28 protein-coding genes and 1 tRNA gene are annotated in these 26,719 nt (G+C 56.1%); 14 read left to right on the forward strand and 15 right to left on the reverse strand.

The annotated features are described in order from the left end of the window. The first annotated feature begins 32 nt into the window (after positions 1-32). The 4 genes from hflK (at position 33) to BC440_RS02130 (ending at position 4,071) form a co-directional block, all read left to right on the forward strand. Entirely contained in the window at positions 33-1,160 is a 1,128-nt protein-coding gene (gene hflK, locus BC440_RS02115; RefSeq protein WP_063092651.1) for an FtsH protease activity modulator HflK, read from the forward strand. Next, positions 1,160-2,032, forward strand: a complete 873-nt coding sequence (locus BC440_RS02120; RefSeq protein ID WP_063092650.1) for a protease modulator HflC — start codon at positions 1,160-1,162, stop codon at positions 2,030-2,032. The genes hflK and BC440_RS02120 overlap by 1 nt, the downstream gene beginning before the upstream one ends. Positions 2,033-2,164: 132 nt before the next feature. Beyond that, on the forward strand, positions 2,165-2,356 hold the full coding sequence (locus BC440_RS02125) for a DUF2065 domain-containing protein (protein ID WP_007092039.1): 192 nt from the start codon (positions 2,165-2,167) through the stop codon (positions 2,354-2,356). A gap of 218 nt (positions 2,357-2,574) precedes the next feature. Next, positions 2,575-4,071, forward strand: coding sequence for a DegQ family serine endoprotease (locus BC440_RS02130; RefSeq protein ID WP_063092649.1), 1,497 nt, complete (start codon positions 2,575-2,577; stop codon positions 4,069-4,071). A gap of 85 nt (positions 4,072-4,156) precedes the next feature. Here the strand turns inward: BC440_RS02130 and serB are convergent, their stop codons facing one another. Beyond that, complete coding sequence (gene serB / locus BC440_RS02135) at positions 4,157-5,047, reverse strand: phosphoserine phosphatase SerB (protein ID WP_063092648.1); 891 nt, start codon at positions 5,045-5,047, stop codon at positions 4,157-4,159. 147 nt (positions 5,048-5,194) lie between these two features. Here serB and BC440_RS23040 point away from each other — a divergent pair, with 147 nt between their 5' ends. The 6 genes from BC440_RS23040 to BC440_RS02160 all read left to right on the forward strand — a co-directional run bounded on the left by BC440_RS23040 (position 5,195) and on the right by BC440_RS02160 (position 11,017). Next, entirely contained in the window at positions 5,195-5,356 is a 162-nt protein-coding gene (locus BC440_RS23040; RefSeq protein WP_156487983.1) for a hypothetical protein, read from the forward strand. Beyond that, positions 5,353-6,309 (forward strand): tRNA (adenosine(37)-N6)-dimethylallyltransferase MiaA, encoded by a 957-nt coding sequence (gene miaA, locus BC440_RS02140; protein WP_063092647.1) that lies wholly within the window; start codon positions 5,353-5,355, stop codon positions 6,307-6,309. Before BC440_RS23040 ends, miaA begins: the two co-directional genes overlap by 4 nt. A 151-nt stretch (positions 6,310-6,460) precedes the next feature. Next, positions 6,461-8,224, forward strand: a complete 1,764-nt coding sequence (locus tag BC440_RS02145) for an acetolactate synthase 3 large subunit (protein ID WP_007092046.1) — start codon at positions 6,461-6,463, stop codon at positions 8,222-8,224. Positions 8,225-8,328: 104 nt separating this feature from the next. Then, positions 8,329-8,838, forward strand: coding sequence for an acetolactate synthase small subunit (gene ilvN / locus BC440_RS02150; RefSeq protein ID WP_063092646.1), 510 nt, complete (start codon positions 8,329-8,331; stop codon positions 8,836-8,838). Between the two features lie 97 nt (positions 8,839-8,935). Continuing rightward, positions 8,936-9,955, forward strand: coding sequence for a ketol-acid reductoisomerase (gene ilvC, locus BC440_RS02155; protein ID WP_063092645.1), 1,020 nt, complete (start codon positions 8,936-8,938; stop codon positions 9,953-9,955). 153 nt (positions 9,956-10,108) lie between these two features. After that, positions 10,109-11,017, forward strand: a complete 909-nt coding sequence (locus tag BC440_RS02160; protein ID WP_063092644.1) for a pseudouridine-5'-phosphate glycosidase — start codon at positions 10,109-10,111, stop codon at positions 11,015-11,017. 49 nt (positions 11,018-11,066) lie between these two features. Here BC440_RS02160 and BC440_RS02165 read toward each other — a convergent pair whose 3' ends face one another. Beyond that, positions 11,067-11,732, reverse strand: a complete 666-nt coding sequence (locus tag BC440_RS02165; protein ID WP_063092643.1) for a pyridoxamine 5'-phosphate oxidase family protein — start codon at positions 11,730-11,732, stop codon at positions 11,067-11,069. A 133-nt stretch (positions 11,733-11,865) separates the two neighbouring features. Here BC440_RS02165 and BC440_RS02170 point away from each other — a divergent pair, with 133 nt between their 5' ends. After that, positions 11,866-13,377, forward strand: coding sequence for a PLP-dependent aminotransferase family protein (locus BC440_RS02170; RefSeq protein WP_063092642.1), 1,512 nt, complete (start codon positions 11,866-11,868; stop codon positions 13,375-13,377). A gap of 109 nt (positions 13,378-13,486) precedes the next feature. Next, entirely contained in the window at positions 13,487-14,971 is a 1,485-nt protein-coding gene (locus tag BC440_RS02175) for a deoxyribodipyrimidine photo-lyase (RefSeq protein ID WP_063092641.1), read from the forward strand. A gap of 30 nt (positions 14,972-15,001) precedes the next feature. On the opposite strand, the gene BC440_RS02180 is transcribed toward BC440_RS02175, so the two are convergent. Next, the gene (locus BC440_RS02180) at positions 15,002-16,549 is read right to left on the reverse strand and encodes a CYTH and CHAD domain-containing protein (protein ID WP_223305201.1); all 1,548 of its coding nucleotides are present in this window, start codon (positions 16,547-16,549) and stop codon (positions 15,002-15,004) included. A gap of 722 nt (positions 16,550-17,271) precedes the next feature. Between BC440_RS02180 and BC440_RS22550 the strand changes: the two genes are divergently transcribed. Then, entirely contained in the window at positions 17,272-17,472 is a 201-nt protein-coding gene (locus BC440_RS22550) for a hypothetical protein (RefSeq protein WP_139190042.1), read from the forward strand. Between the two features lie 399 nt (positions 17,473-17,871). On the opposite strand, the gene BC440_RS02190 is transcribed toward BC440_RS22550, so the two are convergent. The 5 genes from BC440_RS02190 to infA all read right to left on the reverse strand — a co-directional run bounded on the left by BC440_RS02190 (position 17,872) and on the right by infA (position 20,605). Beyond that, positions 17,872-17,947 (reverse strand) — tRNA-Phe (locus tag BC440_RS02190). Between the two features lie 97 nt (positions 17,948-18,044). After that, positions 18,045-18,251, reverse strand: a complete 207-nt coding sequence (gene yacG / locus BC440_RS02195; RefSeq protein ID WP_007092056.1) for a DNA gyrase inhibitor YacG — start codon at positions 18,249-18,251, stop codon at positions 18,045-18,047. Position 18,252: 1 nt separating this feature from the next. Beyond that, a complete protein-coding gene (locus BC440_RS02200; protein ID WP_063092638.1) occupies positions 18,253-19,677 on the reverse strand; it encodes a ribonuclease E/G in 1,425 nt (474 codons plus the stop codon). Between the two features lie 2 nt (positions 19,678-19,679). Further along, positions 19,680-20,258 carry a nucleoside triphosphate pyrophosphatase gene (locus tag BC440_RS02205; RefSeq protein ID WP_037989898.1) on the reverse strand — a complete coding sequence of 193 codons (579 nt, stop codon included), beginning with the start codon at positions 20,256-20,258 and terminating at the stop codon, positions 19,680-19,682. A 128-nt stretch (positions 20,259-20,386) separates the two neighbouring features. Beyond that, positions 20,387-20,605 carry a translation initiation factor IF-1 gene (gene infA, locus BC440_RS02210; RefSeq protein ID WP_007092059.1) on the reverse strand — a complete coding sequence of 73 codons (219 nt, stop codon included), beginning with the start codon at positions 20,603-20,605 and terminating at the stop codon, positions 20,387-20,389. A 220-nt stretch (positions 20,606-20,825) separates the two neighbouring features. On the opposite strand from infA, the gene BC440_RS02215 reads away from it, so the two are divergent. Beyond that, positions 20,826-21,350 (forward strand): GNAT family N-acetyltransferase, encoded by a 525-nt coding sequence (locus tag BC440_RS02215; RefSeq protein ID WP_071239491.1) that lies wholly within the window; start codon positions 20,826-20,828, stop codon positions 21,348-21,350. On the opposite strand, the gene BC440_RS02220 is transcribed toward BC440_RS02215, so the two are convergent. The 7 genes from BC440_RS02220 to BC440_RS02250 all read right to left on the reverse strand — a co-directional run bounded on the left by BC440_RS02220 (position 21,347) and on the right by BC440_RS02250 (position 26,600). Further along, positions 21,347-21,793, reverse strand: coding sequence for an arsenate reductase ArsC (locus tag BC440_RS02220; protein WP_007092061.1), 447 nt, complete (start codon positions 21,791-21,793; stop codon positions 21,347-21,349). The genes BC440_RS02215 and BC440_RS02220 overlap by 4 nt on opposite strands. A 6-nt stretch (positions 21,794-21,799) precedes the next feature. Then, the gene (locus BC440_RS02225; RefSeq protein ID WP_110252823.1) at positions 21,800-22,276 is read right to left on the reverse strand and encodes a UPF0262 family protein; all 477 of its coding nucleotides are present in this window, start codon (positions 22,274-22,276) and stop codon (positions 21,800-21,802) included. A gap of 50 nt (positions 22,277-22,326) precedes the next feature. Beyond that, complete coding sequence (gene hisD / locus BC440_RS02230; protein WP_063092636.1) at positions 22,327-23,622, reverse strand: histidinol dehydrogenase; 1,296 nt, start codon at positions 23,620-23,622, stop codon at positions 22,327-22,329. Beyond that, positions 23,612-24,271, reverse strand: coding sequence for an ATP phosphoribosyltransferase (hisG, locus tag BC440_RS02235; RefSeq protein ID WP_007092064.1), 660 nt, complete (start codon positions 24,269-24,271; stop codon positions 23,612-23,614). Before hisG ends, hisD begins: the two co-directional genes overlap by 11 nt. Before the next feature lie 74 nt (positions 24,272-24,345). Then, positions 24,346-25,638, reverse strand: coding sequence for a UDP-N-acetylglucosamine 1-carboxyvinyltransferase (murA, locus tag BC440_RS02240; RefSeq protein ID WP_063092635.1), 1,293 nt, complete (start codon positions 25,636-25,638; stop codon positions 24,346-24,348). A gap of 82 nt (positions 25,639-25,720) precedes the next feature. Then, on the reverse strand, positions 25,721-26,275 hold the full coding sequence (gene dcd / locus BC440_RS02245; RefSeq protein ID WP_037989813.1) for a dCTP deaminase: 555 nt from the start codon (positions 26,273-26,275) through the stop codon (positions 25,721-25,723). A 142-nt stretch (positions 26,276-26,417) separates the two neighbouring features. Further along, the gene (locus BC440_RS02250) at positions 26,418-26,600 is read right to left on the reverse strand and encodes a hypothetical protein (protein ID WP_063092634.1); all 183 of its coding nucleotides are present in this window, start codon (positions 26,598-26,600) and stop codon (positions 26,418-26,420) included. Positions 26,601-26,719: the final 119 nt, after the last annotated feature.

The following is a 26,719-nucleotide window of genomic DNA, read 5'->3' on the forward strand; positions in this document are numbered from 1 at the left end:
AACACCGAACGGCAAGAAGAGGAAGACACTCGATGCCTTGGAATTCACAAGGGGGCGGCGGCCCCTGGGGTGGTGGCGGAAACAATGGCGGCGGCCGCAATCCTTGGGGACAGCGTCCTCAGGGTGGCGGCGGCGGTGGTAACACGCCCCCCGATTTTGATGAAATGATTCGTAAAGGCCAGGAACGCTTGAAGCGGCTGTTCCCCGGTGGTGGTGGCTATAAAGGCTTTGTCCTGATCGGTATTGCCATAATCGGGTTGTGGCTTTTGACAGGCTTCTATCGCGTCCAGCCGGGCGAACAGGGTGTTACACTTCTGTTTGGCAAATGGGTTGGCACGACCGGTCCGGGTCTGAATTATTTCCTGCCCGCCCCGATTGGCGAAGTCATCAAGCCGAACGTCGAACGCACCAACCAGATTGAAATCGGTTACCGTGGCAATGGCACCGGCACCGGTGGTGCCCGTGATGTCCCGGAAGAAAGCCTGATGCTGACCGGTGATCAGAACATTATCGACATTGATTATGTCGTTCAGTGGCGCATCAGCGATGCGGGTGCCTACTTGTTCAATGTTCGCGATCCGGAAAACACCATCAAGCTTGCAGCTGAAAGTTCGATCCGCGAAGTCATCGGCAAAACCAGTCTGGAAGAAGCCCTGACGGTTGGTCGTGTGCGCGTTGAAGAGCAGACACGCACCCTGCTGCAATCGATCATGGATGGCTATGCTTCGGGTATTTTCATTGCAGAAGTGAAAATGCAGAAGGTTGATCCGCCGCGTGACGTTATTGATGCGTTCAACGACGTGCAGCGTGCCCGTCAGGACCGTGATCGTTCCCAGAACGAAGCACTGGCATACCGTAACGACATCATCCCGCGTGCAAAAGGTGAAGCAGAACGTCTGGTTCTTGAAGCCCGCGCTTACAAGGATCAGGTTGTGAAGAATGCCCAGGGTGAAGCAGAACGCTTTATCTCGGTTTATAATTCCTACCTGACCGCGAAGGATGTCACCACGCGTCGTCTGTATCTTGAAACCATGCAGGATGTTCTGAAGAACTCCAACAAGGTCATTCTCGATCAGAAGGGTGAAGGTGCCAATGGCGTCGTTCCTTACCTGCCATTGCCCGAAATCCAGAAACGCTCGAACGCAGGAGGCAACAACTAATGGCAAGTCCTAAACTTATTGCCACCGGCGTCGTTGTCGTCATCGCGGCCGTGGTTGCATCCATGTGCATGTTTACCGTCCGTCAGGACCAGCAGGCACTGGTGCTTCAGTTCGGTAATCCGGTTCATGCGATTTCCGAACCGGGTCTGCATTTCAAACTGCCGATCCAGAATGTGGAATATTACGAACGCCGCATTCTTGAACTTGATCCGCCGGTGCAGCAGGTTCTTCTGTCGGACCAGAAACGTGTCAATGTCGACAGTTTTGCCCGCTGGAAAATCGTTGATCCGTTGCAGTTCCGTCAGCGCGCAACCAACTCGGCGAACTTTGTTCAGCTGTTTGGCCAGCGTCTGAACTCGGTCATTCGTGGCGAACTTGCACAAGCCCCGCTTGTCGCCCTGCTGTCGGACAACCGGTCACAGATCATGGAGAAAATCCAGGCGACCCTGATCGAACCGGCCAAGGAATTCGGTGTCGAACTGATCGATGTCCGTATCGGTCGTACCGACCTTCCGCAGGAAACGTCGCAGGCGGTGTATAACCGTATGCGTTCTTCGCGTATCGCCGAAGCCGCACAGCTTCGCGCCGAGGGTGAAGAGCTTAAGGCGAAAATTCAGGCCGAAGCAGATCGTGAACGGGTTGGCATTCTTGCCGAAGCCCGCCGTCAGGCCGAAGTCCTGCGCGGTGAAGGCGATGGCGAGCGAAACATCGTTCTGGGTGAAGCCTATGGCAAGGATGCCGGCTTCTTCGAGTTCTATCGTTCGCTTGAAGCCTACCGCGAGGCTCTTTCGGATGGCTCGACCATGGTGATTTCACCAGATTCCGAGTTCTTCCAGTACTTTAATAACTCCACGCCTGGCGCAACGCGCTAGACAAACGGGTGCTGGACAAAGCACTAGGGCGACCGGCATAGTGTGCCGGTCGCCCTTTTTTGTTTGAAAATAATGTCCTGTTGATAGTTATATCGCACACAGGTTCATAGAAACGCCGGAACGTCCACGCCCATGAAGGAACTCGCCACAGCTATTCTCCTGGCCATCGCGCTGGAGGGAATGTTTTATTCGCTGTTCCCGGGCGGGGCGAAACGTGTGATGGAGCTAATGCAGGAAATCCCCGAATCCCAGCTTCGGATCGGTGGCCTTGTTGCCGCGATTGCCGCCATTGCTGCGATCTGGGGTATGCGGGTCTGGCTTTGAGGGCAAAGTTTCAAGGCATTTCGCGCTTATTTGCGCCTTCTTGTGTGAAAACACAGAAAAACCCGAGCTCTTCCTTGATTTTTCTCAAGCCTGCCAAATTTCTGACAAACTCGGCGCTAACTTGGCTAGTTAAGCGGTGCATGAACTATCCAAAAGAACAGCATCGCGTGCTGCAAAAATTCAATACCGTGAACGCGGCAACGAACAGGATCAGACACATGCTAAAAGCATTATACAACCCGGCGCGAAGCAGATTTACGGCTGCGCTGGTGATTGTTCTTCTTGGCGTGACCAGCGTCTCGCAGATTGCGAACGCTCGCCCCGCTCCTGAAAGTTTCGCAGACCTGGCCGAAAAGCTTCTGCCCAGTGTGGTAAATATCTCGACCAGTCAGATGGTGGCCGAACGTCAGGGACCGGACTTCCAGTTCCCTCCCGGCTCGCCGTTTGAGGATCTTTTCAAGGACTTTATGGATCGCAACGGACAAGGCGGGCAAGGTCAGGGCCAGACTCCGCAACAGCGCCGTGCGACCGCACTTGGTTCGGGCTTTATCATTTCGGCTGACGGTTACATCGTGACCAACAACCATGTGATCGATGGTGCCGACGAAATCACGGTGCGCCTGCATGATGGCGATACCCTTCCGGCAAAACTGATTGGCCGCGACCCGAAAACGGATGTCGCACTTCTGAAAGTCGAACCGGAAGAAGACCTGCCCTTCGTCAATTGGGGAGACTCCGATCATTCCCGCATTGGTGACTGGGCCATGGCGATCGGTAACCCGTTTGGCCTTGGTGGCACGGTGACAGCCGGGATCATTTCCGCGCGCAACCGCGACATCAATCAGGGTCCGTATGATGATTTCATTCAGACGGATGCATCGATCAACCGTGGCAACTCGGGCGGGCCTTTGTTTAACCTTGATGGCGATGTTATAGGTATCAACAGTGCAATCTATTCGCCGTCGGGCGGTTCGGTTGGTATCGGCTTTGCCATTCCCTCGGCAATTGCACAGTCGGTTGTTGATCAGCTCAAGGAATATGGCCGGACCCGTCGTGGCTGGCTGGGTGTCCACATCCAGACCGTGACCGACGATATCGCAGACTCGGTCGGACTTGATAAATCGACCGGCGCAATGGTTGCCGGTGTATCCGATGATGGCCCGGCAAAAGCAGCTGGCATCAAACAGGGCGACGTCATCCTGTCGTTTGACGGCAAGGAAGTCGAAAGCATGCGCCGCCTGCCACGTATCGTTGCCGAAACCAAAATCGGCAAGGATGTCGATGTTGTGATATGGCGTGACGGAGAAAAGAAAACCGTTCAGGTTGAACTTGGCGAACTTGAAGAAGACGTTGTCGCAACATCTGCGGAACCGGGCGAAGAACAGGCACCGGTCGCAATTGCCGAAGCCGAAATCAAGCCGCTGGGCATGAAGATTGCCAATGTCGATGATGAACTGCGCCGCCGCTATAACCTGGCCGAAGGCACCGAGGGTGTCATCGTGACCGAAGTCAATGGTGATAGCTATGCCGCCGAAAAGGGTGTTCGCCCGGGCGACATCATTATCGAGGCATCGCACAGCTCGGTTTCCACGGTCGAGGAAGTTTCAGACGCGGTCAAAAAGGCAATGGATGATGACAAACGCACCATCCTGATGCTGATTGAAACCTCGGCGGGACCTCGTTATTTCGGCCTGACGCTGAATAAGGAAGATTAAGACCTTCGGGTTTTACTCTCCCAAAATCAAAGAGGGCGGCCTTTGCGGGTCGCCCTCTTTGCATTCCGGCTTATGATTGCCGCTATCAGCTCGAAAAATCGGATTTTGCATATCCTTGCAGATACAGCAATGCGGTCAGATCACCATGATTGATGCAGATGCGCGCCTGTTCCTGAACCGATGGTTTGGCATGAAACGCCACACCAGTCCCGGCCAGTGAAATCATCTGAAGATCATTGGCACCATCGCCAACCGCAATGGCGTCCTCAACCCCGACACCCTGCTGGGCGGACAGTTTTTCAAGCGCATCGACCTTTGCCTGACGGTCAAGCACCGGTTTCTGAACCTTGCCCGTCAATGTGCCGTCTTTGGTAATCAGCACATTGGCCTGATCAAAATCAAAACCCAGTTCACGACGCACGGCACCGGTAAAGAAATCAAACCCGCCCGACACAAGGGCAGCGTAGGCACCATTGGCCTTCATGGTCGCCACCAGCGTTTTGGCCCCGCCGGTATATTCAACGGTCTTCCATGCCTCAGCCAGCATGTCGGTCGACATGCCATCCAGCAACCCGACCCGTTCATCTAGGGCGGCCTCGAAATCCAGTTCACCATTCATCGCACGCGCGGTTATCGCCGCAACCCGGTCCTTGACCCCGGCAAAGGCCGCCAGCTCATCAAGCGTTTCACCGGTGACCATGGTGCTGTCCATATCGGCAATCAGCAATTTCTTGCGGCGCGTTTTGGCAGTCTGGGTCACCGCATCGACACCAAGAGCGGCATCGCGAAGAGCCGTATCGGCAATATCGAGGCTGAGCCCGCCAAAGCCGATATCGCAGGCCTCACCCGCCGCCAGCCACGAAACATCCCCGACACGCGCCCCAGCCCCGGCCAGAACGGTTTTGGCGCGCGCGACAATATCGTCACCTAGCGCGTTCGAATTGGGGGCAGCGATCAGGGTCAGGACCAGATCCATGGATTGCGGGCTCCTTGACGGGACACAGGTAAATCAGATTTTCGTCTTTATCCGTATTGCGGGACGCGATGACAAGAAAAGTTTGATACATAACCGTTACAGACCGATATTCTGTCAAGCCGGGTTTCAAACAAGGGAGGTTAAGGAATGTCAGAAAACACAACAAGCAACGAGCGTAAGAAGACAAAATCTGCTTCCGAAGCTACCTGCGATATTGTCGATCAGCTTGCCATGGCGGAGATTGCGAATATCTTGTTTGAGCCCCAGCAAATCAAATTTTTCATACGACCGGCAAACCTAGAAGAATGAATAACAAGACCTTCCAACCCGTCCTGATCGTTGCTGGACCGACCGCCAGCGGCAAGTCCGCCTTGGCACTTGATCTGGCGGATGCGTTTGACGGTGTGGTGATCAATGCCGACAGCATGCAGGTTTATAAAGAACTGCGTGTGTTGAGCGCGCGGCCCGATGACCGCGAGATCGCGCGCGCGCCGCATCGGCTTTATGGCGTGCTATCCGGGCGCGAAGCATGTTCGGCCGGAAAATGGCGCGATATGGCGATGGCGGAAATTGCCGAATGTCATGCAAGCGGCAAGCTTTCGATCATTACCGGGGGTACGGGCATGTATCTGAATGCCCTGACCGAGGGGATCGCGCCGATTCCCGATATTCCTGCCGGGATTCGTGCCCAAGTGACAGCCAAGCTTGAAAAAGACGGGCATCAGGCCTTTTTTGAAGCATTTGCCAAACGCGATCCCGACACCGCCGCCACCCTTGATCCGTCAAATACCCAGCGCCTGATTCGTGCGGCCGAAGTTCTGGCGGGCACGGGGCGCGGGGTGGCGGCATGGCACCGCGAACCAATGGTAACCCCGCCCGACAGAATGGTTTTCAAAAAGCTGTGTTACATGCCACCGCGCGACATTCTTTATGATCGCTGCAACCGGCGTTTCGATTTGATGATCGAACAGGGCGCGATTGAGGAAGTCAGGAGGCTTTTGGCTGAAAACCTGCCGGAAACAGCGCCCGTGATGAAGGCCGTCGGCGTGCGCGAGATTGCAGCCTACCTTGCCGGCGAGATCGATCTTGAGACCGCCAAAGAGAAATCACAGCGCGAAACCCGGCGTTATGCCAAGCGTCAATTAACGTGGTTTCGCCATCAGATGAGTGACAAGGAGATCATCGACACGCAATATTCGGAAAGTTTGGCAGACAAATTGCGTAATGATGTTCACCAATTTCTGTTGACCACGCCAAAGTGAGGCGATAGGTTGGCCCTACCGCCGTCGAAATGGCGGAAAACCGCCGTTTCGGCGGATTTTTCAACTCCAGTTCAAGGGTAATTGGATCATGTATCAACCACGCGGTTATCACGCGACACGTTGTTGTCGCTAAGGAAGAGGCTCGAAAAACATGGCAGAACGTATTTTAAGCGGTTCGGAAGTAGTGTTGCAGGCCCTGGTCGATCAGGGTGTGGAAGTCGTGTTCGGCTATCCCGGCGGCGCCGTCCTACCGCTATATGACGAGATATTTAAGCAAAACAGGATTCGTCATATCCTAGTACGCCATGAACAAGCAGCCGTGCATGCCGCCGAAGGTTACGCACGTTCGACCGGAAAGGTCGGCGTTGTTCTGGTAACCAGTGGTCCGGGTGCAACGAATGCCGTTACCGGCCTTACCGACGCGTTGATGGATTCGATTCCCATCGTCTGCCTGACCGGCCAGGTACCGACCCACCTGATCGGCAATGACGCCTTTCAGGAAGCCGACACCACCGGCATCACCCGCCCCTGCACCAAGCATAACTATCTGGTCAAGGATAGTGCGAAGCTTGCACGCACGATGCATGAAGCATTCCACGTTGCGTCAAGCGGCCGCCCGGGTCCGGTCGTGATCGACCTGCCGAAAGATATTCTGGTTGCCAAGGCACCGTATCTCGAACCGTCACAGGTTCAGCACCGCACCTATAACCCGGTTGTCAAAGGCGACCGTGGTCAGATCGAGGAAGCACTCGAACTGCTGGCATCGGCGAAAAAGCCGATCCTGTATTGCGGTGGTGGCGTCATCAATTCCGGCAGCCAGGCCTGCAAGGTCCTGACGGAATTCACCCGTCTGACCGGTATTCCGATCACGCTGACGCTGATGGGGCTTGGTGCCTATCCGGCTTCGGATAAACAGTATCTTGGCATGCTGGGCATGCATGGTACGTACGAAGCGAACATGGCCATGCACGATTGCGATGTGATGATTGCGGTTGGTGCACGATTTGATGACCGCGTGACCGGCAACCTTGATTTCTTCTCGCCGGGTTCGCAGAAAGTCCAGATCGATATTGATCAAAGCTCGATCAACAAAAACGTTCCGGTCGATATCGGGATTGTCGGCGATGTCGGTCATGTCCTTGAAGACATGATGAAAATCTGGAAAGCCAAACAGCACAAGATCGAAGCCAAGGCGCTTGATAGCTGGTGGGACGAGATCGAAGGCTGGCGGGGCAAGCATTGCCTGTCCTACAAGCAGCCCAAGGATATCATCAAGCCGCAGCATGTGATCCGTCGCGTTCATGCACTCACGCGTGATCGCAAGACATACATTACCACCGATGTCGGCCAGCACCAGATGTGGGCGGCCCAGCATTTCGGCTTTGAACATCCGCATGAATGGATGACGTCGGGCGGGCTTGGCACCATGGGTTATGGCATGCCAGCGGCCCTTGGCGTTCAGGTTGCCCACCCGGATGCCACCGTTGTCTGCTTTACCGGTGATGCATCGATCATGATGAATATTCAGGAATGCGCGACGCTGACCCAGTATCGCCTGCCGGTGAAAACCGTCATCCTGAACAACCGTTACATGGGCATGGTCCGCCAATGGCAGCAATTGCTGCACGGGTCGCGCTATTCGGAAAGTTACAGCGAATCCCTTCCGGATTTCGTGAAACTGTCCGAGGCATTCGGCTTTACCGGTCTTACCTGCAACAACCCGGCCGATCTGGACGATACGCTTAAGCAGATGCTTGAGATTGATGGTCCGGTGATCCTTGATGTGGCCGTGGATGACAAGGAAAACTGCTATCCGATGATTCCGTCGGGCAAGCCGCATAATGAAATGCTGCTTGGCGCGGAAACCACCGGTGACGAAGCCATTGATTCCGACGAAGGGATGGTTCTGGTCTGATCCGCGAAACCCGTTCGCGTCAAGACATCATCAAAACCAAAATCAAAGGCCGGGCCGGGCTGCACATTGAATGCGCCCGCCCGCGCCCTAGCGGAGCAAGACCCGTGAGAGAAACCGAAATTTCGAAACACACGATATCCGTTCTGGTGGATAACGAAGCAGGCGTTCTGGCCCGTGTCATCGGCCTGTTTTCGGGCCGTGGCTATAACATCGAAAGCCTGACCGTGGCAGAGGTTGACGCCAGTTCCCACCAGTCGCGCATCACTGTTGTCACCTCGGGTACGCCCATGGTGATCGAACAGATCAAGGCACAGCTTTCACGTCTGGTGCCGGTTCACAAGGTCAGTGATCTGACCCTTTCGGGACCGTGCGTTGAACGTGAACTTGCCCTGATCAAGGTGATTGCATCGGGTGAAAAGCGCGTCGAGTCCCTGCGTATTGCCGATATCTTCAAGGCCCGCGCAGTCGATGCGACCAACAGTTCCTTCGTCTTCGAAATCATCGGAAGCCCGGAAAAAATTGACGCTTTCATCAAATTGATGGAGCCGTTGGGGCTTTCGGAAACTTCGCGCACGGGTGTCGCAGCAATTTCGCGCGGCACGCTGACGATGTGAGTTCGCCTGGGGTGCCTTGGCAGTCCCGCTTTAACAATTTGATCCATCCGCCACGCAAAGAAAAATCGCGTGGTCCAACGTCCAGAGGTATCGAAAGATGCGTGTTTATTACGACCGCGATGCAGATGTTAATCTGATCAAGACCAAAAAAGTTGCCATCATCGGTTACGGTTCGCAGGGCCATGCCCATGCACTGAACCTTCATGATTCCGGTGTCAAAGACGTTGTTGTCGGCCTTCGTGAAGGTTCCAGCTCGCGCAAAAAGGCTGAAAATGCCGGCCTGAAAACCATGACCCCGGCCGAAGCCGCCGCATGGGCAGATGTTGTCATGATCCTGACCCCGGATGAACATCAGGCTGCGATCTATGCCAACGAACTGCGCGACAACCTGAAAGACGGTGCCGCCCTTCTGTTCGCACACGGCCTTAACGTTCATTTCGGCCTGATCGAGCCGCGTGCTGATCTTGACGTCATGATGATCGCACCTAAAGGCCCGGGCCACACGGTTCGTTCCGAATACAAACGTGGCGGTGGTGTGCCTTGCCTCGTTGCCATCGAACAGAACGCGTCGGGCAACGCGCTTGAACTCGCACTTTCCTATGCATCGGCAATCGGTGGCGGCCGTTCGGGCGTGATCGAAACCAGCTTCCGCGAAGAATGCGAAACCGACCTGTTCGGCGAACAGGCTGTTCTTTGTGGCGGCCTGACCCAGCTGATCAAATACGGTTTTGAGACTCTGACCGAAGCCGGTTATGCACCGGAAATGGCCTATTTCGAATGCCTGCACGAAGTGAAGCTGATCGTCGATCTGATGTATGAAGGCGGCATGGCTAACATGCGTTACTCGATCTCGAACACCGCGGAATACGGCGACTATGTCACCGGCCCGCGCGTGATCGACGCATCGGTCAAAGAACGCATGAAAGAAGTTCTTGCCGACATTCAGGAAGGCAAATTCGTTCGTGACTTCGTTCAGGAAATGCATTGCGGCCAGCCGATGTTCAAGGCAACCCGTCGCCTGAACGCCGAACACGAAATCGAAGAAGTCGGCACCAAACTGCGCGCGATGATGCCGTGGATTGCGGCCAACCAGCTCGTCGACAAAGAAAAGAACTAAGCTTTACGCTTTGTTTTGCAAAACGGCCGTCCCGATGGGCGGCCGTTTTTGTTTGTCCACACACAACAGTCATGATGTGTTTGGGGTGGATTTTACAGGCCGATCCGCGTAATCCTGACCTTTAAAACTTTAACTCAACCATGAGCATTCTGAATGTCGGACTTTATCGATATCGCCCCGGAAGTCGCCGAAGCCCTTGCGGTGGGCAAGCCGGTTGTAGCCCTTGAATCCACCATCATCTCGCACGGGATGCCCTATCCGCAGAACCTTGAAACCGCGCAAGCGGTTGAGCAGGATGTGCGTGATAATGGCGCGATCCCGGCCACCATCGCGGTGATTGGCGGGCGTTGCAAAATCGGCCTGTCGCCGTCGGAACTGGAATATTTTGCCAAGAGCACCGACATTCTGAAACTGTCGCGCCGTGATATTCCTTATTGCATCGCCAAAAAACGCGATGGTGCCACCACCGTTTCAGCAACCATGATTCTGGCGGAAAAGGCCGGTATCAAGGTCTTTGCCACCGGCGGCATTGGCGGGGTTCACCGCGAACTGGCGGCAAGTTTCGATATCTCGGCCGATCTGACCGAACTTGGCAAAACCAGCGTTGCCGTCGTCTGCGCCGGTGCCAAGGCGATCCTTGATATTCCGATGACGCTTGAACATCTTGAAACGCTGGGTGTGCCGGTGATTGCATATGGCACCGATGAATTCCCGGCCTTCTATACCGTCAAGAGCGGCCAGAAAGCCCCGATCCGCCTTGATAGCCCGATCGAGATTGCCGAATTCCTGAAATCGAAATGGGACTTTGGTCTTGAAGGGGGTGCTGTGATCGGCAACCCGCCGCCTGCGGACAAGGCACTGGAGCTTGATGCGATCGAACATGCGATTGACAGCGCGCTGATCGAAGCCAAGGGCCTTAACATCCATGGTCGCGAAGTCACGCCCTTCCTTCTGGAACGCGTGACCCAGCATACCAAGGGCAAAAGCCTTGAAGCCAATATTGCGCTGGTGCGCAACAATGCGGTCCTTGGCGCAAAAATCGCGGTTGCGCTGGCGGGTTAAAGCCCGACCTGTTTCGATTTAAAAGGCAGTCATCGGGCTGCCTTTTTGTTTATTCCGGTGCTTTGGCAACCGGTCCGGAATAGGCCGGATCAAGGCGGGTATCTGCCACCGGCTCGCCCCAGATATTCTTGCAGGGTAAAACCCCGGCCCAGACCGGCAGACTGTAATCCTCCTCGTCATCGACAGGATCACCGGTGCGGACCTTGGCCGATACCTCGTTCAGGTCAAAACCAAGGAACATGGTGGCCTTGAGCTCCTGTTCACTGGGGTGACGGATCTGGTCCCAGCGGCCTTTGGACAACTTTTCAACAAACAGCCGGGAATGTTCCATTTTGCCTTCCGGATCGGCCACGATTTCGCCCCTGCCGTAAATTACCACCGAACGGTAATTGGCCGAGTGATGAAAGGCCGAACGTGCCATGACCAGACCATCCAGATGGGTGATGCACAGGCAGGCTTCCTCGCCATTGGCGATGGCGGCCAGAATGCGGTTCTTGGATGCACTATGGATATAAATCCGTTCGCCCACGCGCCAATGCGCGGTCGGGATCATCGACGGGCGACCATTCACAACTGTTCCGACATGGCAGATCAGGGCATCATCGATAATGCCATGCACAAGTTTACGGTCGTAACTCGCACGTTTGGGGCCGCGCACGATTTTGGTTGATGGATAGACTTCGTATTGGTCGGGAAGGTCGATGGTATCCGGCATTTTCTATTTCTCTGTAACTTCTGGTGGCGCGACGGGCTGGCGTCATCATCGGCATAATTGGACTTTATCAAAGGTCCGTTATAATAATTTTGATAGGACCAATTTTACTGACCCTGATTTTCGATAGGGCACAATGCGCAGCGACTTTACCTGGATCTATCCCAGCCATGCAGCCACGGCAGGCGATGAGAACGGCGATACGGCTTATCGCCGGCTTTATCTTGGCATCCGCCAGGCCATTCTGGACGGGCGACTGCATCCGGGTGAAAAGCTGCCTGCCAGCCGTGATCTGGCCAAAAGCCTTGGCATTTCGCGCAATACGGTGGTGACGAGTTTCGATCTACTGGTATCCGAAGGTTATCTTGAAACCCGGATCGGGGCCGGAAGCTTCGTTGCCAGTAGTCTGCCCGACCGGGAAATGACGGCAACCATCCTGCCCGCATCGGCCGATCAGGCCCGTAAATCCGCAAACCTTCCACGGCTTAGCCAAAGTGCGACCCGCATGCTGGCCTATGACCGGCGCTTTCCACGGTTTCGCGTGGCGCGTCCGTTTAACCCGGCAACCCCCGATCTTGATGCCTTTCCATTTGATCTTTGGGCCCGGTTACTGCGCCGAAGCTGGCGGGCCCCCACCCTTGACCTCACCATGCCGGTTGATCCGCTGGGCATGCCTTCATTGCGCGACGAGGTTGCCAAGTGGCTTCGCCAGTCCCGCGGGGTCAAATGCGATGCCGATCAGGTGATGATTGTTTCAGGCGCCCAGCAGGCGCTCGACCTGATTGCGCGTGCGCTTGTTGATCCGGGTGACGTGATCGCGACCGAGGACCCGGGTTATGAAGGTATTCGCGGGGTCCTTGCCGCCAGTGGTGCGACGTTGCTTCCGATCCCGGTCGATGAAGATGGATTGCAGGTCGACAGGCTTGATCAGGGTCCCCCGGCGCGCATTGTGGTCACGACGCCATCGCGCAATTATCCACTGGGCACGACATTGTCGCTTGCCCGTCGTCTTGCCCTTTTGGCATGGGCGGATGCCCATGATGCGTGGATCGTCGAAGACGATTATGACAGCGATTATCGCTATGACGGGCCGCCGTTATCGTCCCTTCAGGGGTTGGACCGGCAAAATCGCGTGCTTTATGTCGGCACGTTTTCGCGCGTCCTATTTCCCGGTATCCGGCTTGGATATCTGGTTTTGCCACCCGCCCTGATCCCGGTATTTCGCGGGATGCGCGGCTTTGCCGATGGCGTGCCCGCCCCAACGGCACAGGCCGCATTGGCCGCATTTTTTGCCGAGGGGCACTTTGGCGGCCATGTCCGCAAGATGCGGCTGAGTTATGGTGAGCGCCGGGCGCATCTGCGTGACCTGATCGAGACACGCGCCAGCGATATTTTGCAGGTCCTGCCATCGGATGGGGGATTGCATCTTTGCACGCGCCTTATCGGTGACCAGGACGATGCGGAATTGCAGGACCAGATGGTCAAGGCGCAGCTCGACTGCCGGGCGCTTTCATCCTACTATCATGATAAATCGACACAAAATCGCAGCAACCTGCCCCACGGACTGGTGCTTGGATTTGCCGGATGGAAAAAGAATGTGATTTCGCAAAGTTTCGATGAACTGATCAATCTGGTCCGCCGTACATGATGATGTACCCCGAGCCAGAGAGAGCGCATCGACATCCCTCTATGCTGTCACAGTCGATGTGCTCTCTCACCCTTTTGCCCCCTCCCTCCCCCAAGGTACGAGTTCCCGGATGCCTTCTGCTTCTGCCGCACCGATTGCCATCATGTGGTTTCGCAATGACCTTCGTCTTGCCGACAACCCGGCATTGAACGCCAGCGTAAAGTGGGCTCAGCAAAATAACGGCATCGTGCTTCCGGTATTTATCCTTGATCGGGTGATTGATGCCCAATTGGGCGGGGCGACGCGCTGGTGGCTGGAAAAAACCCTGACGCGTCTTGATGAAAGCCTTGCAACAGTGGCCGGAAAAAAGGCCCCCTGTCTGCGGGTTTTCAGATCGGATGCGCGGGACGTTTTCAATCAGTTGCAAACTGATCACAAAATCGGCGCGCTTTTCTGGAACCGGCTTTATGACAAGGCGTCCATCGCGCGCGATGCTGATATCAAATCATCCTTGCGCGATCAGAATATCGAATGCGAAAGCTTCAATGGTCAATTGCTGTATGAACCATGGGAAGTCAAAACCGGGGCCGGATCGGACTTCAAGGTTTTCAGTCCGTTCTGGCGGGCGTGTTTGAAACTGCCACCCCCGGCAGAACCCAAAAAAGCCCCTGAAAGCATCCCGCTTGGCGATCTGCAACTGAGCGATGAAGCAGATATTGCCGGGCTTGATCTGTCGCCCAAGCCGTTTGACTGGGCCACCGGCTTTGCCGATCGGTTCACGCCGGGTGAACAGGGCGCGATGGATCAGCTACATGACTTTATTGATGGCAGGCTTTCTGATTACGCCGACCTGCGCGACCGACCCGATCATCGGGTGACGTCGGAACTGTCCCCGCATCTGCGGTTTGGCGAGATCAGCCCGCGGCAGGTGTGGCACGCGGCAAACCATTACGCCGACGCCCATCCCGGCCAAGGCAAAACCGCATCAAAATTCATGGCCGAACTGGGTTGGCGGGAATTTGCCCATCACATCCTGTTTCATGCCAGGGATTTGAAATCCGTGCCGCTTCAGGGGCAATTCACCGATTTCCCGTGGGATGATGATCCAAAGGCGCTTGAACGCTGGCAACGCGGGCAAACCGGTTTTCCGATTGTCGATGCCGGAATGCGGGAACTTTGGCATACCGGTTATATGCATAACCGGGTGCGGATGATTGTCGGATCGGTACTGGTCAAACACCTTCTGATCCATTGGCGCGAAGGTCTGGCATGGTTTGACGATACGCTTGTCGATGCCTGCCCGGCCAATAATCCGTTTTCCTGGCAATGGATTGGGGGATGTGGTGCCGATGCCGCCCCCTATTTCCGGATTTTCAATCCGGTCCTGCAAGGCGAGAAATTTGACCCGGACGGCCGTTACGTCCGGCAATGGGTCCCGGAACTTGCCGATATGCCCGCGCAATATATCCATAAGCCGTGGGAAGCATCCCCGCTGATCCTGAAGGCCGCAGGGGTGGATTTGGGGCAGAGCTATCCCGAGCCCCTGATCGGGGTCAAAGAAGGCCGTGAGCGGGCGCTGGCGGCTTATCAGGATATGAAACGGGCAGCGACCTAGCCGCCGCCCGGTTTCGATTTGCCGGGCGGGCTACTTCCAGAACAGCTTCTGCTTTTCGAATTTCTTCCATGCCTTATCAAGCCCCTGAAGGCGATGATCGGCGCGTGCGCCGAACCAGCCGGAAATCAGGCCAATGGCGATCATGCCGTCTTTGGAAAGCTGCGGCCGCAAGGCCATCAGGCGGGATTCTGCCACGGCAACATCATTCAGCCAGCCAAGAATTTCCTGCAAACCCGTCAGTTCCTTGCGGAATTTATTGACCGGTTTGGCCGCATAAACCTCGCCAAAGAAATCGCTGCCATAGCGCATCTGTTTGACATCCAGACGCAAGGCGTGAAGTTGTGGCACCGTAAGCTTACCAACGTCGTCGCCGCGTTTGGTCACGCGTTTATAGGCCCGGCTCAACAGCGGTTCTGCCAGTTTTGTGACAGGTGCAGACATCGCCTTCATCTGGGTGGCATCCGCCCCCGATGCCCAGCGCGAATAACTCGACCATGCGCCAAGCAACAGCAAAAGCTGCTGATACTCGAAACTTTCAAGCATTTCGCGCGCGGTCACCAAGGCCGCTTCGCGCTGCTTGGCGGCAGCCTTGCGCAGATCGGCGACGCCGGGATGATCGGGAAAGCGTTCCTCGACCATCGGCAGGGTTTCGGTCAGGAAAACATCCCAGTCGCGCAGGCCATCAAGCGCCTTGGTGCAATGTTTCAGCAGGCGGCGGATCAGGACAGCCTCGCCCTGCGGCAGGTTTTTCTTAAACAGGTTGAACGCCACCCGAAGGCGACGCATGCCAACCCGCATCTGATGGCAGCCTTCGATATGAAGGTCATCACGCACGCAAATCTCGTTACCAAGGATCATCCGAAGCCCTTGCGCAAGAACCGCCCGAAACGAAATTTCGGCCGACATATCGGCAGCAAGCCCGACCGGAGGGGCCTTATAGAAGCCAGGTGTCTCGTTAAGATAAAGCGCCCGTCCGCGCGATGCCTTTGAGCGCAGGCTCAGGAACAGGGGTACGGTGCGTTGCAGTTCAAGTGCCAGATCAAACAGGGCGGCGGGATGGCCTTCCTTCAGCTCCAGCTCCACCTCGGACAGGGGTGATTCTTTCTCCGCGGTGCGCACCACGCCCTGATCGATTGCCAGTTCCATGATCGCGTCGCGATAGGTCAGATCAACCGCACTGCGTTTCAGATCGGTTTCAAAAATCCGTTCGATCTTCTTCTTTTTAACGTGCTTATCAAGCAGTCCGACGACGTCTTCATCGGTGAATTTATCCAGATCAAGAACGCCATCGGGCAGTTCGACATTCCATTCATGACGTTCCGGCAGGGCTTCGCGAAGTCCGTTTGATGCCTTGACGGTCTGCTCCCACCCGTTCGTTCCCTTCTTGCGCACACGCAGGGCCAGCCCCTTGCGGGCCAGCGAAAGCTTGGGCGTGTCGTGATAGATGGACACAAGATGGGTGGTCAGAAGACGACGGCCTTCCTTGACCTCGCGCAGGACGGGTGCCTGCTTCAAACGCGATACATGTTTCGGATCGATACGGAGCTTCAGTTCGATCTCGATCTGCTTTTCGGCCATCAGGGTCCCCTGGATGTTTGTTATTGCAGCGCAGAACACGCTGTCTGCCATAACGTCATAGCCCGATTTGTGTTTCAGCAGTTTGAAACCAGCCGCCAGACATCATGGTAACGGGATGTAAAATTTCCGCAACATTCCTGACATAACTGTCTCTTTTCAAGCGTTAATGTTGCGGCTGACATCTTGCGCGCACGGTTGTTTTCATTTGAAAAGCGAACCGACGCGATACGTTCGTTTGAGCAGCAAAGGTATGAGGAATCATCAAAACACCCGGACGAATCCCAAATTTGTCGAGGATGAAAAGCTGCCGTTGCCCGCGATTCCCTCCCCTTTTCTGACGGCATATAAAGTTTTTCAAAAAAGTTCTTGATTTGTTCTTTTATTTATGGCATAAGATAAAAGTCAACGGGATAAATGCCCCCGGACCGAACCCCGCAAAGCCTTGTGCTTTGCGGGGTTTTGCGTTTGGGGCCGGATCAAAGAGGTGATCAGGATGCAGCGGCAAAGACACAGACAGGGCGGCGGGGTAATCCGCAGGATATGGGTCGGTGGATGGCGGAGCCATTACGGCGGCATTTCGCGCCGGGTCTAACAGGTTTCGAATACGCTTGTTTGTCATGACGGGAGAGGTGCGTCTTATCGGGAAAGGTATCCCGATTTGCCGGAGGCGGCAGCAATGGCAGCAGTGGGCTTTGGCCCGCCGATGGTGGACAGGTGGGGCCGTGCGCCCTAAGTCCGTCTTTGGCGAAAATGACCGACGCCCGAAGTGTGTCCGGGCCGAACCGGTTGCCGGAAATGCCATCAGGGCCGAGAGTGATCAGAGCGGGCCAGAAGCCCGAGAGCCGTCGGTTGGCAGGAATGGCGAAGGCCCGAAGTTTGTCTGGATGTCGGGGTGGCAGGTTGGCACCGTGACCGGAAGATGATCGAAGTGGGCAACGAGCCCGTGGACCGTCTGTAGGTGGTCCGTCGGCGAGGTTGCTGGAGGCCCGAGGTTTGTTCGGGGTTCATCAGTGACGCGCATGAAGCGATGGTCCTGCGAAACACTGGGGAAGTGCCGAAGGTGGTGTCTGACATGCCGGAGATCGGATCGACACACGAGATTCAGGACATTGCGAAACTGGTTTCGCAACGCAGCGCCAGACCGCTCCTTTTTGGATTAGGCACTATGCAAAATAGAGCGCCAAACTATGCAAAAAGCCACGCGCTGCTTTAGAATGTTTGGACTTCTTCAAGATGGGGGATATCAAAAAAATGAAACGCGACTTTCGTTCGCGCACAAAAAAACCCGGCCAATGGCCGGGTCATTTTGGGCTACCTAAAGATGGTGCCCGGGGGCGGATTCGAACCACCGACACGCGGATTTTCAGTCCACTGCTCTACCAACTGAGCTACCCGGGCATTCTTTAAGCGTCTCCGTTTCCGGAGCGTTCCCTGCGGAACGAGCGGGGTTATACAAACTCCTTCGGGGCTTGTCCAGCCTCAAATCGCATTTTTTTTATGCGCGAAAATCTTCTTCATCTTCAAGGTCTTCAAGATACTCTGGCGGTTCGGTCGCGGGGACGGCATAGCTTTCATTGAGCCATTTGCCGAGGTCGAGATCAGCGCAGCGTTTCGAGCAGAACGGCCTGTATTTTTCCACCACCGGCTTGCCGCACATGGCACAGCCCGAGCCTGCTGTTTTAACTGTGTTTTTTTCAACCATATCAGAGTTTCTCCAGCCTGTAGTCAGCGCGCGAAAGGCTTTCGTCGGCGGCCAGTTCCGGCGCCATCCCCATCGCACGTTCAAGAATTTGTTGCCCGTGGCTTCCCGGCACAAGGTCCGCGACAAGGTCCTTTGACAGATAAAGCCTGTATCGCCCGCCCTGCCCGCTGCGCATATCGCGAATCACGGAACGCAGCACAAAGTTCAATGCTGCCGTTCGCGTCGGCATCGGATCAGGCAGCCTGCCTTGCATCAGTTCACCAAGGGCAATGCCGCCGCGCTGCCGGGTCAATTCAAACAGGCCCAGCCGGGTAAAACCGCCAAACTGGACCGCACCGCTCATTTCCGGGCCAAAGGCATCACGAAGGGCGGCTTCGAACCGGTCGCGCGATGCCTTGCCCGCCATGCGAAGCGGATCAATCACCACCAGACCGCCAATATTGCGCAACTGCAATTGGCGGACAATTTCGGGTGCTGCGCGCAAGTTGACCTGCTCTGCCCGCCTTGCCTGATCATTGTCGGAATCCGATCCGCCTGCATTGACATCAATCGCACAAAGTGCGGTCGTCTGTTCGATGGCGATCCAGCCACCGCCCGGAAGCGGCACACGCGGTTGCAGGGCGGTTGCGATATCGTCTTCGATATCCTGATCATCAAACAGCAGGCGCGTGCCGTCATGACGGATCAGGTGCGCATCATCCAAACCACGTGCGCGCAACAATCCACGCAAACGCACAAATTCGTCCGAACCATCAACAATGCATTCGCCGCCCGCCATCACGTGGCGTTCGATCAGCTGATCGGCATCCGACAATGCCTTGAAAACCACAACCGGCTTTGCCGGTGATGCAAGGGCCGCCTGGGCGCGTTTCCACACAGCCCGAAGCTGTCCAAGTTCGCCTGCCAATGCGCCGTCATCCCAATCGATTGCCAGACTGCGCAGCGTGATGCCCTCTTCGCGGGCGATCAGCCCCTTGAACAGGGTCATGAGCACCGCACGCCGGTTTTCGTCCTTGAGCTTGCGGGGGAGTTCCACCAGACCGCCGCGCTTTGCGTCGGTGGGATGCTCGTTCGGGCGCAGGATCATGCCCAGCCCCTCTATCGCGATGCGGCCGGTCAGTTTCGGGCCTTTATCCTCGAACCCGAGGCGGGAAATCTGCACGATGACCCATTGGCCTTCATGAAGCGGGCCGTCAATGCGATCAAACGGCAGCAGACCATCGGCAACGCCATCAAGAACCACCATGGCCGCAGCCATTTCAGGAAGAATTTTCGAAACACGGCCCAGATGAATGTCAAAGCGCGCCGGGCCACCACGATCAATCCATAAACGCGCCAGCCGGTCATTGCGGATCAGGGCAATGCGCCGTTCGCATGCGACGGCATCAATCAGCAGGCGGTCTGTTTCTGTTCCGCCAGCCACCATGATCACATCCCCTGTTTGAAACCAAGACCGCGCAGCATACCGTCAGCCTCGCACAGCGACAGGCCAACGACATTGGAATAGGACCCGGTGATGCTTTTAACAAACGTTGCGGCATATCCCTGAATGGCATAAGCGCCTGCCTTGCCCTGCCACTCGTCATGGGCCAGATAGCGCGCAAGATCGTCATCGCCAAGGCGGCGGAAAATCACCTGTGTTTCGATCACGCGCGCGCGGGTCGTACCATCGGGTGCAACCACGCAAAGACCACCATAAACACGGTGACGTCGACCGGAAAGCAGCGAGAGGAATTTGCGGGCCTCGTTCGTATCGGTCGCCTTGCCCAAGGCGCGACGGCCACAGGCCACAACCGTGTCGGCGGCAAGAACAAAACATCCCGCATGGTCGGCGGCAATCGCACGTGCCTTTTCCTCGGCCAGGCGCAAGGCAAGCCGACGCGGACTTTCATCATCATGCGGAGTTTCGTCGATATCAGCAGGGATAACCTGATCTGGCACAATTCCGATCTGTGCCAGCAGCTCAAGACGCCGCGGCGATGCAGAGGCCAAAATCAGTTTCGACAAGTCGCGGCTCCCCACAGACATCCAAAGCCAAACCAGAAGGGTTGTAGACACAGCAAAACGCAACCTTGCGCGCAAACCTAAACTGCGCGCCCGGCAACGTCAATTTTTGCGGTATTACAGGTTCCGGATTACTTGAAACGGAAGGTAATACGACCCTTGGTCAGGTCATAAGGCGTCATTTCGACGCTGACGCGGTCACCAGCAAGAACACGAATGCGGTTCTTGCGCATCTTGCCCGAGGTATGAGCAAGAATTTCGTGATCATTGTCCAGCTTCACGCGAAACATCGCATTGGGCAGAAGTTCGACAACAGTGCCCTGAAACTCGATAACGTCTTCTTTAGCCATGAGACTCCTAGCTTTCGTATTGCAATACCAATTACCGGTGGCCCGCAAACTGCTCCGAACGCGCAAAAAGGTCAAGCCCTTTCACGCAAGGCACAAAGCGGCCCAGCACTGCATTTCAATCATGCCCTGCGTGATGGCATAAACCTGCACCGGGAAATCATGTTGTTTCCCACGACCAATCCCCTTTATGGTTCCAAGGCCCCCATCAAGGACCCTGACCATGACCGCCAATCATCCCCATCCCGTCAACCCGCCCCAAATCCGGCCCGCCACCGCACAGGATGTTGACGATATCCATGCCATGCTGTTTGAAATTGCCCGTGCCACCGGGTGCGAGGATAAATTCAAAAGCACAGCGGAAGATCTGGCGCGTGATGGGTTTGGCCCCAACCCGGCGTTCGAGGCCCTGATTGCGCATGACGGGGATACACCGGTCGCACTTTGCCTTTATTTTCCGAGCTATTCGACATTTCGTGGCAAGGCCGGGATTTACATTCAGGACCTGTTTGTCGCCCCGGAATATCGCGGGGGCGGTTTTGCCCGTCATCTGATTGCAAAGGTTGCCGAACGGGCCCGAACACGTGGCCAGCATTATATCCGCCTGTCGGTCGATGCCGAAAACGTCATCGGGCAGCGGTTTTATGCCCGTATCGGCATGCGGCATGCCCATGATGAAAGAATATACGTGCTGGACGGGGATGCGTTTGACGCGCTGATTGACGGCCCGTACGGGGCGTGTGTTTAAACCTTGGGGGCGGGACCGACCGGGAAGCGTTCAAGGATGCGTTTTTTGATCTGGTCGCGGACCTGTCGATAGGCTTCAAGGCGGATTTCGCGTGAACCTTCGACAATCGTGGCGTCGAAGGTATTCCAGAATTCGACATCACAGGCCATGGTGCGGGTCATTTCGACCGCCCTGTGCTGGGCTTCTGGTGACAGGGTGATGATCAGGTCAAAGAACCCGTCTTCAAGTTCGTCAAATGTCTTGGATTTATAGGTCGAGATATCCAGCCCGATTTCTTCCATGACCGCGACGGCAAAACCATCAAGATCACCGGCACGCAAGCCGCAGCATTCAACATACACCTTCGTTCCGTGATAGTGACGCATAAGCGCAGCCGCCATCACGGATCTTACAGCATTGAAGCTACAGGCAAAAAGAACCGAACCGGGGAGTTCTTCTGCCACCGTGCCCTAACCCCGGATATGAAGGACGCAGATCAGGGTAAACAGGCGACGCGCGGTGTTTTCATCAATCGTCACCTTTTCCGACAGCAGTTCACGAAGCTGTTCGGATCCTTCGTTATGCAGGCCGCGGCGCGCCATATCGATGGTTTCGATCTGTGCGGCACTCGCCTTTTTGATCGCGTCGTAATAGCTTTCGCAGATCATGAAGTAATCCTTCACGATCCGGCGGAACGGGGTTAACGGCACGACAATGGTGGTCAGGTTTTCGGTATCGTCATCGCCGCGCACATCCATATAGATGCGGTTATCCTCGATGCGCATGTGAACCGAATACGGACCTTCGAAGCCGCCCTTGGGCACGAAATGGTTATCTTCGAGAAGGTCATAGATGGCCACCGCCTGCTCGTGCTCGACCTCGGGGCGGCGACGCACCTTGTATTTCTCGTCGAGATAGATACCGGCAATGCATTGGTTGTCTGCAATTTCTGCCATCTTAGTCTCCCTGCGATCCCTCGGCGCTGCACTGCAACAGCTTACATGCGGTTGGACCGGATCGCCACAGAAAGTCCGTGTGCCTGCAAACCTTCGCTTTCGGCCAGTGCAATCGCCGCCGGGCCGATTTTGGCCAGACTTTCGGGCGTGCATTTGATCAATGACGACCGCTTGATGAAATCAAGCACACCCAGACCCGACGAGAAACGCGCCGAACGGGCGGTTGGCAGAACATGGTTTGGCCCGGCAACATAATCGCCAATCGCCTCGGGCGTGTAACGGCCCAGGAAAATGGCACCGGCATGATGAATGTCTTCGGCAAGCGCGTCCGGGTCATCCACAGCCAGTTCAAGATGTTCCGGTGCGATCCGATCAACCAAGGCCGGAGCCTGCGTCAGATTTTCGACCAAGACAATTGCACCAAAGTCGCGCCAGCTTGCCCCGGCGATTTCCGCACGCGGCAGTTTTTCAAGATGCGCATCAATGGCGTCCTGAACACGATCGGCAAAAGCCGCATCATCGGTAATCAGGATCGACTGTGCGACCGGATCATGTTCGGCCTGCGACAGCAGATCAGCCGCGACCCAGCTTGGATCATTGCTGCCATCGGCAACCACAAGGATTTCCGACGGACCGGCGATCATGTCAATCCCGACCTGCCCGAAAACACGACGCTTTGCGGCCGCGACAAAGGCATTGCCCGGACCAACGATCTTGTCGACCGGCTTGATGGTTTGCGTCCCATAGGCCAATGCTGCAATCGCCTGTGCCCCGCCAATCCGGTAAATTTCGTCAACACCGGCAATCCATGCGGCGGCCAGAACCAGCGGGTTCATTTTATTGTCAGGGGTGGGTACGACCATCACCAGACGTTCCACACCGGCAACCTTGGCCGGAATGGCGTTCATCAGCACCGAAGACGGATAGGATGCCAGCCCACCGGGCACATAAAGCCCGGCAGCCGATACCGGACGCCAGCGCCAACCGAGTTCGACCCCGGTTGCATCGGTATAACGTTCGTCAGAAGGCATTTGCCGATCATGGTAGGAACGAATGCGTTCAGCGGCCAGTTTCAGCGATTTCAGGAGATCAGCATCGATTGCGCCAACGGCGGCATCGACTTCGTCCTTTGTCACAACCATGCCAGCCGCATCAATATTCAGGCGGTCGAACTTGTTGGTGTAATCACACACCGCTTCGTCTCCGCGTGCGCGGACATCGGCAATGATATCGGCAACCGCAGCATCAACATCGGCATCCGATTCCCGCTTCATGCCAAGCAGTTTGACAAAGCCTTCTTCGAAATCGGCATCGGTGATCGAAAGTTTAATCGGCATTGCGCACCTCGGAGAAACGGTCAATCCAGGGCTGAACATCGGTCGGGCGGGTTTTAAGTGCGGCCCGGTTGACGATCAGGCGCGAGGTGACATCGGCAATATGTTCAATTTCGCGAAGGCCGTTGGCCTTAAGCGTGTTGCCGGTCGACACAAGGTCAACGATACGACGGCACAGGCCAAGGGTTGGTGCCAGTTCCATCGCCCCGTTCAGCTTGATGCATTCGGCCTGTACCCCGCGCGCGGCAAAATGATTGCGGGTGACGTTGGGATATTTGGTGGCAACACGGACATGCGACCAGCGCGACGGATCATCGCCATCAATCATTTCTTCGGGTTCGGCCACGGCAAGGCGGCAATGCCCGATATCGAGATCAAGCGGGGCATAAATTTCGGAATAATCGAATTCCATCAGGACGTCATTGCCGCAGACACCGATATGGGCCGCCCCAAAGGCAACAAATGTTGCAACGTCAAAGCTGCGCACACGGATGATATCGATATGCGGATGATTGGTGGCGAAACGCAGGGCCCGGGATTTCGGATCGTCAAATGCGGCTTCCGGTTCGATCCCGGCTGCGCGCACCAGCGGCATTACCTCGTCTAGAATGCGCCCCTTTGGCAGGGCCAGCACCAGCTTTTCGTCACTCATCAATCAGTCGCCTTACGCGTTTATCTGTCTGTCCCGGCCTGCTGGCCGATAGCCCATGTCATTATGCAGGGTAATTATGCAGGAACACGGACACGTTCGATCTGCGCCCCGCAGGCGCCAAGTTTTTCTTCCAGCCGCTCATAACCGCGGTCCAGATGATAGACACGGTTAATAATCGTCTCGCCCTCGGCTGCCAAGCCTGCAAGTACCATCGATACCGATGCGCGCAGATCGGTCGCCATGACTTCGGCCCCCGACAGTTTGGCACTGCCGCGCACGATGGCGGACCGGCCATGCACGTTGACATCAGCGCCCATGCGGCTCAGTTCCGGGACATGCATGAAACGGTTTTCAAAAATCGTTTCGGTGATCATGGATGCGCCATTGGCGACTGCCATCAGGGCCATGAATTGCGCCTGCATGTCGGTCGGGAAGCCGGGATAGGGTTCGGTCATGACATCAACCCCCTTAAGGGCGGCGCGATTGCCGCGCACGATCATGCCGTCTTTGGTTTCCTCGATCTCGACACCGGCCTTGCGCATCGACACGATCAGGCTTTCGATCAGTTCGGCCTTTGTTCCGACCAGCTCGATCTCGCCGCCGGTAATGGCGGCGGCAATGGCATAGGTACCGGTTTCAATGCGGTCCGGCACGACGGAATGTTCCGCACCATGCAGGCGCGGCTTGCCGGTGACCTTGAGCGTATCGGTCCCGATGCCTTCAATTTCGGCCCCCATCGCGACAAGGCAATGGGCCAGATCGGTGACTTCGGGTTCGCGGGCCGCATTGGCGATTGTGACCACACCATCGGCAAGGGACGCCGCCATCAGGGCGTTTTCGGTCGCACCAACCGATACCTGCGGGAACAGGATATGCCCGCCCTTGAGCCCTTCTGGGGCGCGGGCTTCGATATAGCCCTCGGTCAGGTGGATTTCAGCACCCATCGCCTCAAGCGCCTTCAGATGCAGGTCAACCGGACGGTTACCAATCGCACAGCCACCGGGCAGCGACACACGTGCCACACCACACCGCGCCACCAGCGGCCCCAGCACCAGAACCGATGCCCGCATTTTGCGGACCAGATCATAGGGTGCGGTTGTCGATGCGATTTCCTTGGCCGTCATTTCCAGAACCCGACCGGTATGGCCGCCATTGGGCGCATGGCCGTTCAGATGCAACGCGACACCATGCTGCCCCAACAGGTTGGCCATCGATGTGATATCGGCCAGATGCGGCAGGTTGGAAAGGGTCAGCGTCTCATCGGTCAGAAGGGCTGCTGCCATCAGCGGAAGGGCCGCATTCTTGGCACCGCCAATTGCAATTTTGCCCTGCAAGCGGCGACCGCCGGAAATCTTGATCTTGTCCATTCAATCCTCGTATGCCCATGCCGATTGCGACATGGCGGTTACTCGTGTCTTTGGCGATGCCGCCTTTATGGCATTGCCTTTATCACAGGCGTGGCAGCGTGACACCTTTTTGGCCCATATATTTTCCTGCGCGATCCGCATAGGAGGTATCGCATTCGCTTTCGGCTTTCAGGAAAATGAACTGGCAGGCCCCTTCGTTGGCGTAAATGCGGGCCGGAAGTGGCGTGGTATTGGAAAATTCAAGGGTGACGTGCCCTTCCCATTCCGGTTCCAGCGGGGTGACATTGACGATGATGCCGCACCGCGCATAGGTCGACTTGCCAAGGCAGATCACCAGCGTATCGCGCGGGATACGGAAATATTCGACCGTACGCGCCAGGGCGAAACTGTTGGGCGGGATCACACAGACATCGGTCTGACGATTGACAAACCCTGCGTCGGAAAATTCCTTGGGATCGACAATGGCCGAGTCGACATTGGTGAAAATCTTGAATTCGTCGGCAACCCGGGCGTCATAGCCATAGGAACTGACCCCATAGGAAATGACACCATCGCGCTTGAAACCGTCGACAAACGGTTCGATCATGCCTTTTTCCTGCGCCATCTGGCGTATCCAGTGATCCGGTCTTACCGACATATCGCCACCCCTGTTGTGCAAATTGGCATTGTGCCATTGGTTTTACCCGTGCGGGGCATGCAAGATCAACCGGGTGATGCGGGCGACGGGGCCAATTTGGTATTTTTCTTGAAATGGAGCTCCGAAACCGGTGGGAAGCGGACTAATCCTTGCCCGAACCGTCCGAACCGCTGCCCTGATCGTTGGCATCGGTATCCTGTTCCACGGCTTTGCGCGAACGTTGCTGCTGTTTTCGGCGCGCCAGATTGGCACGCAGGGCTTCGGCTTCACGTTTTTTGCGCTCTTCGTTGGTCGCGGGATATTGCTTGCTTTGCTGTTCTGTCATCTTGCCAATACGTTTCTGGTTCCAAAGGTCCGGCTTTTATAGAATATTCCGAGGCAGAATGCAGCCTTGACCAACAAAATTGCACCATCCGCGCAAGATCAAAAATCTTCGCATAATTC

This window comes from Thalassospira sp. MIT1004, assembly GCF_001858545.1.
Classification (GTDB): Bacteria; Pseudomonadota; Alphaproteobacteria; order Rhodospirillales; family Thalassospiraceae; genus Thalassospira; species Thalassospira xiamenensis.

Bases quoted from the DNA above. Each gene is read 5' to 3' on its own strand.
- yacG (WP_007092056.1), bottom strand. From the start codon at position 18,251: ATGGTTGAAAAAAACACAGTTAAAACAGCAGGCTCGGGCTGTGCCATG.
- infA (WP_007092059.1), bottom strand. From the start codon at position 20,605: ATGGCTAAAGAAGACGTTATCGAGTTTCAGGGCACTGTTGTCGAACTT.
- BC440_RS02160 (WP_063092644.1), top strand. From the start codon at position 10,109: ATGTCGGACTTTATCGATATCGCCCCGGAAGTCGCCGAAGCCCTTGCG.
- BC440_RS02200 (WP_063092638.1), bottom strand. From the start codon at position 19,677: ATGGTGGCTGGCGGAACAGAAACAGACCGCCTGCTGATTGATGCCGTC.
- BC440_RS02125 (WP_007092039.1), top strand. From the start codon at position 2,165: ATGAAGGAACTCGCCACAGCTATTCTCCTGGCCATCGCGCTGGAGGGA.
- hisG (WP_007092064.1), bottom strand. From the start codon at position 24,271: ATGAGTGACGAAAAGCTGGTGCTGGCCCTGCCAAAGGGGCGCATTCTA.
- BC440_RS02130 (WP_063092649.1), top strand. From the start codon at position 2,575: ATGCTAAAAGCATTATACAACCCGGCGCGAAGCAGATTTACGGCTGCG.
- dcd (WP_037989813.1), bottom strand. From the start codon at position 26,275: ATGTCGGTAAGACCGGATCACTGGATACGCCAGATGGCGCAGGAAAAA.
- BC440_RS02120 (WP_063092650.1), top strand. From the start codon at position 1,160: ATGGCAAGTCCTAAACTTATTGCCACCGGCGTCGTTGTCGTCATCGCG.
- miaA (WP_063092647.1), top strand. From the start codon at position 5,353: ATGAATAACAAGACCTTCCAACCCGTCCTGATCGTTGCTGGACCGACC.
- murA (WP_063092635.1), bottom strand. From the start codon at position 25,638: ATGGACAAGATCAAGATTTCCGGCGGTCGCCGCTTGCAGGGCAAAATT.
- hisD (WP_063092636.1), bottom strand. From the start codon at position 23,622: ATGCCGATTAAACTTTCGATCACCGATGCCGATTTCGAAGAAGGCTTT.
- ilvC (WP_063092645.1), top strand. From the start codon at position 8,936: ATGCGTGTTTATTACGACCGCGATGCAGATGTTAATCTGATCAAGACC.
- BC440_RS02145 (WP_007092046.1), top strand. From the start codon at position 6,461: ATGGCAGAACGTATTTTAAGCGGTTCGGAAGTAGTGTTGCAGGCCCTG.
- BC440_RS02165 (WP_063092643.1), bottom strand. From the start codon at position 11,732: ATGCCGGATACCATCGACCTTCCCGACCAATACGAAGTCTATCCATCA.
- serB (WP_063092648.1), bottom strand. From the start codon at position 5,047: ATGGATCTGGTCCTGACCCTGATCGCTGCCCCCAATTCGAACGCGCTA.
- BC440_RS02250 (WP_063092634.1), bottom strand. From the start codon at position 26,600: ATGACAGAACAGCAAAGCAAGCAATATCCCGCGACCAACGAAGAGCGC.
- BC440_RS02215 (WP_071239491.1), top strand. From the start codon at position 20,826: ATGACCGCCAATCATCCCCATCCCGTCAACCCGCCCCAAATCCGGCCC.
- BC440_RS02180 (WP_223305201.1), bottom strand. From the start codon at position 16,549: ATGGCCGAAAAGCAGATCGAGATCGAACTGAAGCTCCGTATCGATCCG.
- hflK (WP_063092651.1), top strand. From the start codon at position 33: ATGCCTTGGAATTCACAAGGGGGCGGCGGCCCCTGGGGTGGTGGCGGA.
- BC440_RS02175 (WP_063092641.1), top strand. From the start codon at position 13,487: ATGCCTTCTGCTTCTGCCGCACCGATTGCCATCATGTGGTTTCGCAAT.
- BC440_RS02170 (WP_063092642.1), top strand. From the start codon at position 11,866: ATGCGCAGCGACTTTACCTGGATCTATCCCAGCCATGCAGCCACGGCA.
- BC440_RS23040 (WP_156487983.1), top strand. From the start codon at position 5,195: ATGTCAGAAAACACAACAAGCAACGAGCGTAAGAAGACAAAATCTGCT.